The sequence below is a fragment of the Paraglaciecola arctica BSs20135 genome (genome assembly GCF_000314995.1).
Taxonomy (GTDB): Bacteria; Pseudomonadota; Gammaproteobacteria; order Enterobacterales; family Alteromonadaceae; genus Paraglaciecola; species Paraglaciecola arctica.
Genome location: NZ_BAEO01000023.1, coordinates 1 through 12,198 on the forward strand (window position 1 = coordinate 1; position 12,198 = coordinate 12,198).

12 protein-coding genes and 1 tRNA gene are annotated in these 12,198 nt (G+C 39.5%); 9 read left to right on the forward strand and 4 right to left on the reverse strand.

All coding sequences use genetic code 11. The features are described 5' to 3' along the window. A partial coding sequence (locus GARC_RS08375) for a M61 family metallopeptidase (protein ID WP_039989170.1) occupies window positions 1-1,378 on the reverse strand: 1,378 nt, incomplete at its 3' end. A gap of 149 nt (window positions 1,379-1,527) precedes the next feature. Here GARC_RS08375 and GARC_RS08380 point away from each other — a divergent pair. The 4 genes from GARC_RS08380 to GARC_RS08395 all read left to right on the forward strand — a co-directional run bounded on the left by GARC_RS08380 (window position 1,528) and on the right by GARC_RS08395 (window position 4,799). Continuing rightward, entirely contained in the window at window positions 1,528-2,214 is a 687-nt protein-coding gene (locus GARC_RS08380; protein ID WP_007618833.1) for a flagellar brake domain-containing protein, read from the forward strand. Window positions 2,215-2,307: 93 nt separating this feature from the next. Continuing rightward, entirely contained in the window at window positions 2,308-2,769 is a 462-nt protein-coding gene (locus tag GARC_RS08385; protein WP_007618835.1) for an Mpo1 family 2-hydroxy fatty acid dioxygenase, read from the forward strand. Window positions 2,770-2,887: 118 nt separating this feature from the next. After that, window positions 2,888-3,991 (forward strand): sensor histidine kinase, encoded by a 1,104-nt coding sequence (locus GARC_RS08390; protein ID WP_007618837.1) that lies wholly within the window; start codon window positions 2,888-2,890, stop codon window positions 3,989-3,991. Further along, the gene (locus GARC_RS08395) at window positions 3,981-4,799 is read left to right on the forward strand and encodes a LytR/AlgR family response regulator transcription factor (RefSeq protein ID WP_039989173.1); all 819 of its coding nucleotides are present in this window, start codon (window positions 3,981-3,983) and stop codon (window positions 4,797-4,799) included. Before GARC_RS08390 ends, GARC_RS08395 begins: the two co-directional genes overlap by 11 nt. 39 nt (window positions 4,800-4,838) lie before the next feature. On the opposite strand, the gene GARC_RS08400 is transcribed toward GARC_RS08395, so the two are convergent. Continuing rightward, a complete protein-coding gene (locus GARC_RS08400; protein ID WP_007618846.1) occupies window positions 4,839-5,828 on the reverse strand; it encodes a 6-phosphofructokinase in 990 nt (329 codons plus the stop codon). A 130-nt stretch (window positions 5,829-5,958) separates the two neighbouring features. Between GARC_RS08400 and GARC_RS08405 the strand changes: the two genes are divergently transcribed. The 5 genes from GARC_RS08405 to GARC_RS08420 all read left to right on the forward strand — a co-directional run bounded on the left by GARC_RS08405 (window position 5,959) and on the right by GARC_RS08420 (window position 9,914). Continuing rightward, window positions 5,959-6,891 carry a DMT family transporter gene (locus GARC_RS08405; RefSeq protein ID WP_007618848.1) on the forward strand — a complete coding sequence of 311 codons (933 nt, stop codon included), beginning with the start codon at window positions 5,959-5,961 and terminating at the stop codon, window positions 6,889-6,891. Between the two features lie 121 nt (window positions 6,892-7,012). After that, complete coding sequence (locus GARC_RS08410) at window positions 7,013-8,191, forward strand: FAD-dependent monooxygenase (RefSeq protein WP_007618850.1); 1,179 nt, start codon at window positions 7,013-7,015, stop codon at window positions 8,189-8,191. 36 nt (window positions 8,192-8,227) lie between these two features. Further along, window positions 8,228-8,404, forward strand: coding sequence for a hypothetical protein (locus GARC_RS26990; protein WP_007618852.1), 177 nt, complete (start codon window positions 8,228-8,230; stop codon window positions 8,402-8,404). Between the two features lie 72 nt (window positions 8,405-8,476). Further along, window positions 8,477-9,490 (forward strand): ribosome biogenesis GTPase YlqF, encoded by a 1,014-nt coding sequence (gene ylqF / locus GARC_RS08415; RefSeq protein WP_007618854.1) that lies wholly within the window; start codon window positions 8,477-8,479, stop codon window positions 9,488-9,490. 25 nt (window positions 9,491-9,515) lie between these two features. Next, window positions 9,516-9,914, forward strand: coding sequence for a YkgJ family cysteine cluster protein (locus GARC_RS08420; RefSeq protein ID WP_039989172.1), 399 nt, complete (start codon window positions 9,516-9,518; stop codon window positions 9,912-9,914). Between the two features lie 394 nt (window positions 9,915-10,308). On the opposite strand, the gene GARC_RS08425 is transcribed toward GARC_RS08420, so the two are convergent. Further along, window positions 10,309-11,712, reverse strand: coding sequence for an alanine/glycine:cation symporter family protein (locus GARC_RS08425; RefSeq protein WP_007618856.1), 1,404 nt, complete (start codon window positions 11,710-11,712; stop codon window positions 10,309-10,311). A gap of 352 nt (window positions 11,713-12,064) precedes the next feature. Continuing rightward, a tRNA-Gln gene (locus tag GARC_RS08430) sits at window positions 12,065-12,139 on the reverse strand. Between the last annotated feature and the right edge of the window lie 59 nt (window positions 12,140-12,198).

Consider the following 12,198-nt stretch of genomic DNA (forward strand, 5'->3'; position numbering starts at 1 on the left):
CAGTGGAATATAAAGCAGAATGAAAAAAATCATTTAAGTCTAAATTTAGCTGCTTTTTGACAATGTTTTGCACAATGTCTACAGGGGTAGGGATAGCAAGTTTTCCGTGTTGGTTCCATAAATGCTGCATCACATCATCTAAACTATAATTGCCGTTACTTTTGTTTTTTATTAGTAAATCCAAGCACATAGCTATAACAGCACCCTTGTTGTAATAACTGACGATATTATTTACGGCACTTTCATCTTGTTTGTAAAATTTGGTCCAGGCATCAAAACTGGACTCGGTAATGCTTTGTTTAAAGCGCCCTTTATTACGTAGCAGTCGAGAGAGGTTTTGCCCCACCACTTTTAAGTATTCTGACTGAGAGATTATCCCACATCGAAGTAAACTAAAATCGTCGTAGTAGCTAGTGAATCCTTCATAAATCCATAATTGTTCTGTGTATCGCTCTTGGTCCAATGCGGCACCAAACAACTCTTGAGGTTTGATCCTTTTAACATGCCAGGTATGGAAAAACTCGTGACTGCATAAACTTAGAAATACTTGATAGCCATCTGTCATTTGTTTTACATCAGACAAACTGGGTAAATCATTTCGACTGTACATCAATGCGGTCGAACTTATATGTTCTAGCCCGCCAAATGCATTGTCGGTTAGCAGGGTGATAAATTGATAACGCTTAATAGGTGGAGTGTCGCCAAAGAATTCAATGTGGTGTTGGCATACTTTTGTTAAATCTTTTGTGATGCGTTTAACGTCAGCTTGATGCCCACCTGCAAGGATCAGCTCAAAGTCCACGCCACAGGCTGAAAAAGGTAAAATATCAAACTCACCTAATAACACCGGGTGGTCAATTAGTTCTTCGTAATGATGGGCCCAATATTCTCCAAATGTATGGGGGGCTTGCATATTGGTGGGCATAGTAGTGGCCACTTGCCAGTGGTCTAAGTCTGCTTGCACTGGCTTTTGCAAGGTTAGTCCGCATGGTTTATCGGTTTGCCCCGCAACTGCCAAAAACATATTAGTACCGTTGAAAAACGCCATTTCATCGTTAATGTAGGCACCTCTTACTGATAAATCGAAGGCATAAATTTGATATTGGATAGTCAATGCTGAACTGACAATTGCTGCTTGCCAGGTTTGTTTGTCGAGTTTTAGGAGACTTACAGTTTGTCCCTTATCATCTTGGGCACTGATTTTTATAATGTTTTTGGCGAAATCACGGATCATATAACTTCCAGGGATCCATGCAGGTAACGTTAGGATTTGTCCGTTTTTATCAGGATTTTCAATACGCAAGCTGACATCAAATGTATGTCCTGCAATAGATGAAACGTTTACATTGTACTGAATAAGTAAAGACTGTGGTTGCATGATGTTTCTCTATTTGTTGATATTGTAACAATGTTCTTACACGATAAATTTGGACTAGTAGGTTGTTGTTGATATAAACTTTATTTTCATCAACTTAGCAGGCGTAAAGCCAATTATAATAACAAAGGCGTTCAAGGATTTTTAATTAAATGGCAATTTTGCAGGAAAAAGTTGGGTTAACCAATAAAGACCTAAAAAAAATTCGCTCTATGCGTCCTGGCAGACCCATTGATTTGCAATTGAGCACAGCTAGCACTATCAAAAGGGTGAGAACCGAATTTGTAGGGATGGATGGTACACGTTGTATGATCTTCAGATATCCAGATGAAGGTAAGTGGGGGTCGTTAGGTGATGGGATATTTAAAGATAAGTCAATCATCGCTAGATATATCCTTGAAGATGATACTGGCGAAATTATAGCCTTCAAAGTTAACATCATATTAGTAACGACTAAACCTAGCCATTTGATTTTTACTAGCTTTCCTTTGTTCATTCAAAGTCATGATTTACGTGTTGAGTCCAGAGCACAAACTCGAATTGCTACTAGTCTATTTGATACACAAAGTGACTCAGCAATATGCGACTCTGTGGTATTGGATATATCAATAAAAGGATGTCGAATGAGTATTGATAAAAGGGCAAGTGGAACTAGACCAAAACTCAAACAAGTTGTGAATATGTATTTTGCAGCATCTAAAGATAAGATGTCTTTTCTTACTGGCACTATAATGAACAGTAAATCTGATGAAGTTAACCTATATTATGGGGTTAAGTTTGAGACACCTGAAGAAAAAGTTAATGAGCTACTACAGGGTCTCATGTTGGTAATGGACTAATTCCTGAATATACTTGCCAAGTGTGCAGGTTTTAATTGATGCAATGCAATGGAATTGTTAAATTAGGGTTAATAAAATATTAATGAGGTTTACATGCGTCAAATAGAATTTTTGTTAAATGAGTACGGTGAGAGTCACAAAAATAAAACCAATATCCTTATCCATGCAATTGCAGTTCCGGCAATATATTTTGTCAGTCTAGCTCTAGTTTGGTCTATTCCAACTCCTGCTTTTCTTGATCACTTTGCTATTACTTGGGCGCATATTTTGGTTATCCCAATTTTGTACTACTATTTTCGTTTGTCTGGGCCAATAGGCGCAGCTATGACGCTACTATCCGTATTGTCTTTATATGGAATTGTTCTGCTGGAATCGCTAGATATTTCTGTTTGGCAGTTCAGCCTCGCTTTGTTTGTAGTGATGTGGATTTTGCAATTTGTTGGACATAATATTGAAGGCAAAAAACCTAGTTTTTTAAAAGATTTACAATTTTTACTAGTGGGACCTGCTTGGTGGTGGGTACATTGGTTAAAACGTTTAAATATCAATTACTAAGCCTACAGGTTAAATCTACAATCAATTGCGTTAAAACACCGCTAATCTAAGACCAAGTGAGAGTTTACTTGGTCTGTTTTTTGTATACTTGCTTTCTACTCATTATTCAGGAATACATGTGCCTCAGTGGGAAAAATTAGTCGATAGCCGAGAACGCTTGTTTTGGACCTTACATACAGCAGGCTGGTGTGGCTTTGCTATTATTTATTACATTGGCTCTTTTCTTCAAGATATGCGCAGTATTTGGCTGTTTGTCATAATTCTTAATGCCTATTCAGGCTGGTTGCTGACTATCCCGCTTCGATATATATATCGCAAAGCGTTAACTTTAACCCCCCTAAAAATGCTGATTTTGGTGGGAGCAAGTTTATATTTTACTGCGTTAATTTGGACTTTGGTCAAAAATGTCAATAATTGGGAAATATACAAAAAGGGCTATCGACCAGATGAGTGGTATTGGTATTTCAAAGACACTATCAATTCTTTAATAATGATTGGATGTTGGACGGGTGGCTATTTTGGCGTCAAAAACTATCAGATGTTATTAAGAGAAAAACAAAATGTGCTTAAAGCCTCTTCAATGGCGCATCAAGCACATATTAAAATGCTTAGATACCAGTTAAACCCGCACTTCTTGTTTAATACTCTGAATGCTATTTCCACACTTATTTTGATGAAAGAAAATAAAACCGCTGAGGCAATGGTCAGTCGTTTGAGTGATTTTTTGCGTTATTCTCTCGATAAAGATCCCATTCGGCGCGTACCTCTTATCCAAGAAATTAAAGCGTTAGAGCTGTATTTGGAAATTGAAAAGGTGAGGTTTGAAGATCGCCTAACTGTGGTTTGGGATATAGAAGAAAAGACCAAAAGTGCCCTAGTGCCGAGTTTGATTTTGCAACCGATTATTGAAAATTCGATTAAGTTTGCCATCTCCAAATTGGAAGAAGGTGGGTGTATCAGTATTTCAGCTAAAACCTTTGGTCGTGATTTGATGCTAAATGTCAGTGACAATGGTCCTGGTGCCGAGATTAAAAATGGAAATTTACCTACAAGTAAAAGTGGAGGAGTGGGTTTGCACAATATTCAGGACCGATTAGAGGCTTTGTATGTTAAAAACTATTCTTTTGTTATATCCCATAATTATCCATCAGGCATCAAAGTTAATATCCGTATTCCATATGAAATAAGTGAGAACTCTAGTGACTCAAAAATTGAGAATTAGCACTGTTATAGTCGACGACGAACCTCTCGCCCGCAAGGGGTTATCCCTGCGTTTGGCTGAATTTGATAATATTGATATTGTTGGAGAGTGTAAAAATGGCGTAGAAGCCGTGACACTTATTCCACAAGTGCGTCCTGATCTGGTGTTTTTAGATATTCAAATGCCCGGGTTAAATGGTTTTCAAGTGATCAATAAATTGCAAGAATTAAAGCAACCCATACCTTTGATTGTGTTTGTTACTGCCTTTGACTCCTATGCCATTAAAGCCTTCGATGTACATGCTCTAGACTATGTATTAAAGCCAGTAGATGGGAAGCGTCTAAAAGATGCGGTTGATAAAGTAATATTGACCTTAGAGCATAAACAACAGGATGGTAATAATCTAAAACTCGCTAGATTGGTTGCGGATTTTACTGGGGACGACTGCGAAGATATTTTGCGAAAACTTGCCAGCGGTGAAAGCATTACCACTAACCATTATCCTGATATTCTAGCGATAAAAGATGGTTCGGAGGTTACCCGAGTAGCAGTAAATGATATTCAGTGGATAGATGCGGCAGGTGACTATATGTGTGTACACGCAACGGATCAGACTCATATTATGCGCCGCACAATGAAAGAGCTAGAAAACGACCTTGATCCCAATAAATTTGTTCGAGCACATCGTTCGGCTATCGTTAATATTAAATTTGTTCAAAAAATGGTCAGTCATATTAGTGGCGAATATCACTTAATATTAAACAACGGCACTGAACTCAAAGTTAGTCGTAGCCATCGAGATCGAGTCAAAGAGATGATTAAGTTATAAGTCGTAAAGGTTAGTCGAATTATTTAACCTGAACTTGGGTTATTTCGTATGAAATAACTGCTGTTGGATCTTCAATAAATATTCATCTAGAGGTTTTTTTTGTTGCCAACTTATTTCAATAGGGTGAGTGACCAATTGACTATTGTGTTCACCTACCATGATATTGTTTTGCCCCGCTAAAGCTTGCTCTACCGCGTAAGCCCCTAACTTTGTCGCTAAAATTCTGTCTTGGCTAACCGGTGAACCGCCTCTTTGCACGTGGCCTAAAATAACGGGGCGACACTCTATTTTAGTTTTATCAGTGATCATTTTGGCCAGAGTTATCACTCCACCAGGTAACAAGTTTTCGCTAGTCACTACTATAAAGCTTGAAATACCGCGTTGACTATAAACAGCGTGTAGATGCTCAATAATTTTATCGACTTCTAGGTCAATATCATGACAATCTTCAGGGACTAATACTCTATCAGCAGCGGATGCCACTGCGGCATTTAGGGCAATAAATCCAGCATGTCTGCCCATTACTTCAATTAAAAAAATACGTTCAAAAGCATCTGCGGTATCCCGTACTTTATCGATGGAATCTAATGCGGTTTCTATGGCCGTATAATAACCGATAGTGGCATCTGTGCCGCTAATGTCGTTGTCTATAGTGCCCGGTAAGCCAATAACTTGCCCTTTGTAGTATTTACATAAATGATGAGCACCACGAAAAGAGCCGTTACCGCCAATCACTAACAAAACATCTACATTTAAATCCTGTAAATTATTTGCTGCGGCTCTGCCGGCTTCCTCAGTGTGAAAATCATCACAACGACCACTTTTTAGTATAGTGCCGCCGCGCTGAATGATATTGGTCACATTTGCTGGAGCGAGTAGTTTGTATTCTTGGTCAATTAGGCCGTTATAACCATGTTTATAACCTATTACTTCAAGTTCATAATGTTCGGCTGTGAGTACAATTGAACGAATACAAGCGTTCATACCTGGTGCATCACCACCTGATGTCAAAATAGCGATTTTTTTCATGATGTCCTCTTTGTATCTATGGCTTAAATCTAGGGTAGAATGCAAATACTCTGTAAACAAGAATTTTTGTAGAAAAATTAATCAGTTAGTCATAACTAATGGAAAAGTGACTAAGTCAATTGGAAAAATTATGAAGCTAACAAACATAGAAGGAACAAGGCACTGGAAGGGATTTTTTCTATCACTGACAACTGCTTTTTTGTGGGGCATATTACCAGTTTTTTTAACTCTTTGTTTAGAAGTCATGGATGCTGTCACTATCACCTTATACCGTTTTTTTGTAGCGGGAATATTTGTGTTTTTATTGTTATTAAAAAGCAAGTCCTTGCCACGCTTGCCGGCACTTGGTCGAAATAAAGGCATATGGTTATTAGTCGCCAGTTTATTTTTAGTGGTTAATTTTGTTGCTAACGTAAAAGGCTTAGAATACCTCAATCCAGAAACCGCGCAAATAGTGATGCAAACAGCTCCTTTTCTGTTGATGTTAGGTGGAGTCGTGTTTTTTAAAGAACGTTTAAGTCGACTTGAAATTTGCGGTGCAGTGATGCTTTTATCTGGTTTGATATTATTTTTTAATGACAAACTCGCCGATTTATTTTTGTCTTTAAGTCAGTTTACTACTGGTGTTTTAATTATTTTATTCGCTGCCACTACTTGGGCTGCTTATGCTTTGATGCAAAAACCTTTATTAAGAGTATTAACAGCCAAGCAGTTAACCTTATTAATCTATATTATTGGTGTGTGTGTATTGTTGCCTTTTTCAACTGTGTCGCTGTTAATGGATATGCAAATGATCCATGTGTTAGCTTTGTTGTTTTGTTGCTTGAACACTATAGTGGCATATGGCGCCTTTACCGAAGCTCTTAATATATGGCAGGCCGCCAAAGTTAGTGCTGTATTGGCTATGTCTCCAATCTTTACGTTTTTAAGTATGTTAATTGCGGTGCAGTGGTTACCGCAACACTTCACTGCCAGTTACTTAGATCATTGGGCTTATATTGGCGCGGCTGTTGTTATTACAGGATCTGCTTTTACGGCTGTAGGCAGAGCAAAGGTTGTTTGAACTGCAGGGTAATATAGCTAAACTTTAAGATAAACTCCTCGGTATGCAAATAAATGACCTCAGTCTCGACTGACATATGAAAGGTCAACAGGCCCTAGGTATAGTAAAAAGGATATAAAACGTGTTTGATTTTTGTGTGGTGGGAGGTGGAATGGTTGGTTCGGCCACAGCTTTAGGTTTGGCAAAGCTTGGCTTTAAGGTGGCAATTATTGAGCCTTGTATGCCCGTTCCATTTGATCCTGAACAACCACCTGATATGCGAGTATCTGCCATCAGTTTAACGTCAGAAACATTATTACAAGACTTAGGTGTTTGGGACAAGATCAAAAATATGCGTTTGTGCTCATATAAACGTTTGTCAGTATGGGATAAACCATCTTGTCGCACAAATTTTAATTGTTCGGATATCGCCCAGCCTCATCTGGGTCACATTATTGAAAACCGACTAGTACAATTAGGCTTACATACTGTTATTGCCGCTAATGCTAATGTGGTTTTTTATGAAAACCTCAAGGTGACAAATATAACCTCTACAGATGTTGCTAATATCACCCTAGAAGATGGTCAGATTATTCAAGCGAAAATGCTGATAGGTGCAGATGGCGGCCACTCTGCAGTGCGAGATGCTGCCAACATAGGTGTGCAGGGATGGCAATATGCACAACAGGCGTTAGGCATTCAAATTAAAACCTATGCAGGGCAACAGGATATTACTTGGCAACAATTTACTCCTGATGGGCCTATGGCATTTTTACCTCTTTATGACGGTTTTGCATCTCTTGTTTGGTATCACAACGCAGCGGATATTCGACACTTAAAATCTTTGTCTAAAGAAAAATTAAAACAACATATATTGCAACATTTTCCCGCTGATTTAGTAGATTTTGAAGTGCTTGATGTGGCGAGTTTTCCATTGACACGAATGCACGCAAATCAATATTTCAAAGGCAATACTGTGGTTGTTGGGGATGCGGCCCATACCATCAACCCGCTGGCAGGGCAGGGCGTGAACTTGGGTTTTAAAGATGTTGCAGTGTTGCTTAGAGTCATCAATGATGCACTAACAACTCATGATCATTCAGCAATTTTACAACAAAGCCATTATTGTGATTGGTTAAAGAAATACGAAGCCACTCGCCGTCGCGATAACTTAGTGATGATGAGTGCCATGGATTTACTGTATTCCACCTTTAGTAACAGTAATATGCCACTGACATTGATACGTAATCTAGGCTTGAAATTGGCAAATCATGCTGGCCCAATAAAAAATAATGCAATGAAATATGCGATGGGCTTATAACCTATTGTTGGATCTTAATAAAAGAGTAGAAACTAAATGACGGTATTAATTATTTTGGCAGTGTTGTTTATTGCCCTAGTTGTGATTGTTCCACTGATTGAACGCTCTAACTTCAGAATGTCCGGCGAACAAATGGGTAAGATGGGTCGCTGGATCTTACCTTTGTTAGTTATAATGGTGGTCATCCAATTGGTTATGTATTACGTCAACTAAAGCTTTTATTCAAAAAACATTCTCAAAGAATATTTATCACCGTATTTTAGATTAATTAAATAGGCAAATTAAATGGCAGTTCATTGGTATCCCGGGCATATGCATAAGGCTCAAAAAGAAATTAAAGAGGCGTTGCCGCAAGTTGATGTATTGATTGAAGTGTTGGACGCACGAATTCCCTATTCCAGCGAAAATCCTATGATTGCTCAGCTGCGTGGAGAAAAACCTTGTATCAAAGTATTGAGTAAGACAGATCTTGCTGATCCTGAAGTTACCGCAGCTTGGCAGGAGTTTTTAGAGCGTGAAAGGTCGGTTAAAACGTTCACCACCACAACTGAAGAACCAGCCAAGATGAAACAAATCTTGGAATTGTGCAGAAAAATGTTACCTGAAAAAGATGCTAGCGTGAAAGCGATCCACACTATGATAGTGGGCATTCCTAATGTGGGCAAGTCGACTTTAATCAACATTTTAGCAGATCGTGTTATTGCTAAAACGGGTAATGAAGCAGCTGTCACTAAGACACAACAACGGATTAACTTGGGTAATGGCATTACCTTATTTGATACTCCGGGCATATTATGGCCAAAATTAGAGAATCCAAACAGCGGTTATAGATTAGCCTCCACAGGTGCAATAAAAGACACCGCTATGGAATACGACGATGTCGGATTCTTTGCTGCAGATTATTTGATTAAGACCTATCCAGAATTACTCAAAGCACGTTTTGAGTTAGAGAATATACCCGACACTGAAATTGAGTTTCTAGAGCTAGCAGCTGCCCGTCGAGGTGCATTAATGACGGGGGGGCGGGTTAACCTGCATAAAATATGTGAGGTACTAATTAACGAACTACGTTCTGGTAAACTGGGTCGTATTAGTCTTGAAACACCAACTATGATAGAACGAGAGGTGATCGAAATGGCAGCAGTGGCGGCTAAGAAAGCCGCAGATAAAGTTGATCGTAAAGAGCGATTTAAAACTGGCTCACTGACACCTGATAAAAAAGACCGTAAAGAAAAACGCCAAAGTGACAGGGTAGAGCAATCTGCTCGGATGAAAAAACAATCTAGCCGCCGGAAATAATGACCTTAAATATGATGTTGACCTGATGCAAGATTGCAACTCCTGTGGCAAGTGCTGTGTTAAATACAGTAATGGAGATTTGTCTGCGTCAGACCAAGATATCGATATGTGGGAACTGTTTAAACCTGATATCGCTGCATACGTAAAGAAGGGTATGATTTGGTTTTCACCACAAAGTGGTAAACAATTATCTTTGTGCCCTTTCTTGCGTGAAGCAAAAAATCCTGAGCAACCCGATAAATCTCATTATACCTGTGACATCTACTACGACCGTCCAGAAGACTGTCGTTTTTATCCTGTGACAGTTAAACAGATGATCAACGATGAATGTGAGATGTTGCAACAAGGGGATCTGTTAAATCCCCAACAAGCACAAAAAGACCTAGATAAGTTGCTAGAAGACAGTCGACCTAGTTTTGATTAGCTGTAAGTAGTGCCACTACCAACGGAAACTGTTGGTCTAATTACCGAGTAACTTTGCCGTAAGGATATGAGTAGTTAGCGTTTATTTTTGTAATCTAATGGTCTCAAATGGGCGATCTTCGGTCATACGATTAAGGCCAATCGACTGTCACAAAAACTGAGTTAGCGGTCGTTTGATTTTTTGATGTAAAAGTAAAAGCAAAGAAAGCTTCGCACCATCATCCGTTTAACTCCACGTCATTCCCGCGAAGGCGTGTAATAGCCTGTAAATCCTCACCGTCTGCAATCTGCTATAACCGCTAGCTCACCCAGCGAGCGATGTCTGGTGGGTATTAGCACATTGGGAAATAGCTCTCTGTCAGGTTAAGTACAGACTATTCCAGGTTAGCAATGTTTTACCAAATCCCGTCTTCAGATTTACCCTGTATTTCGCAGTCACCGGCTTTGTAGGTGATTTTTTTACCACTCTCTCGCTTGGCAAAATAATCTTTGCTGATAGATACAATAGTAGGTGTCATCATCACTATTGCTGTTATGTTGATAACAGTCATTAAGCCTAGCGCCATATCTGCTGCAGCCCATACCTCGGGTAACGCTGCCATAGAGCCCCACAAAATCATTAACAAATAGCCTGTAGTGTATGCTGTACGGCCTATTTTATTATCGAGCTTAAACATATGTAGGTTACTTTCACCGTAAGCGTAATTAGCGACCACAGAGGTAAACGCAAACAAACTTATGGCTGCTGCGACAAAATCACCACCACCATCTCCTAAGTGCGAGACCATAGCATCCTGTGTAAGACGTATGCCTTCCATTCCTTCACCTGAAGCCCCGCCAGCTAATAAAATAACTATGGCTGAACAAGTACATAAGATCATAGTATCGATAAACACCCCAAGCATTTGTACGTAACCTTGGGATACAGGGTGATTTGGGTTAGGCGTTGCACTTGCTGCGGCATGAGGCACGCTACCAGAGCCTGCTTCGTTTGAATATAGACCTCGTTGTACACCATGCTTAAATGCTGCGCCTATAGCGCCAGCTCCGGCTTCTTGTAGGCCAAAGGCTGAGGAAATAATGTCCCATAACATGGCTGGTACCAATTCGATATTCATAAAGGTAATCGCTAGAGTAACCAAAACATATGTCACGGCCATAAATGGCACCACCCACTCGGCAAATTTTGCTATGGCTCGTAAACCACCAATTACGATTAATCCGGCTAAAACAATAATAACTAAACCAGAATAAAGGGTAGGGATGTCATAAGCATGATTCAGGGCATCGGTAATAGTATTGGCTTGTACAGCACTAAAAATAAAGCCATAACCCAAAAATAAGAACAATGAAAATATTACCGCTAACCAGCGTTTGTTTAGACCTTGTTGAATATAATAAGCAGGGCCGCCACGAAACTCGCCGTTTGCATCTTTTACTTTATAAAGTTGGCCTAAGACACTCTCAGCAAAACCAGTGGCCATGCCAAGGATAGCTATAACCCACATCCAAAATATTGCACCAGAACCGCCTAATGAAATCGCTACGGCAACACCTGCTAGGTTACCCGTACCGACTCGGGCCGATAAACTTGTACACAATGCTTGAAAAGAACTAATCCCAGCTTTATCGCTTTTGTTACTGCCTTTCATCACCGAAAACATATGGCCAAAGTGACGTATTTGAATAAAGCCTAGTTTTACCGTAAACCACACACCGGCGGCTAACAGCATATAGATCAATACTTGGCCGTTTCCCCAGAGAATATTATTGATAAAGGCGACAATTTCGTTAATCAAAATTTGACTCACAAGTATTTGAATTTATGCTGGAAGTTTGCCGCTTAATGGCATTTATGTCTAGAGCTCAAGGCAAATGAGCGCAAACAAAAAGCCAAGCAATAGCTAGGTGCTTTTGAAAATTGGGTCGGGTAGCTGGACTCTAACCAAGGGTATAGCTGCGGAGCAAAACCTGCGTTAGCAATAAGCTAAACGCAAAAAAAAACGCCAAACATGTACTTAGCGTTTTTCTTAAATATGGCTGGGGTAGCTGGACTCGAACCAACGGTATAACCGAGGATCAAAACCTACTGCTTCACAGGTTCAACGACAAAAAAAACGCCAAACAAATGTTTAGCGTTTTTCTTAAATATGGCTGGGGTAGCTGGACTCGAACCAACGAATGACGGGATCAAAACCCGTTGCCTTACCACTTGGCTATACCCCAAAGGAGATAAATGTTTATAAATACAAGACACTTATTTTTAATAAATTTACAGTTGTAGT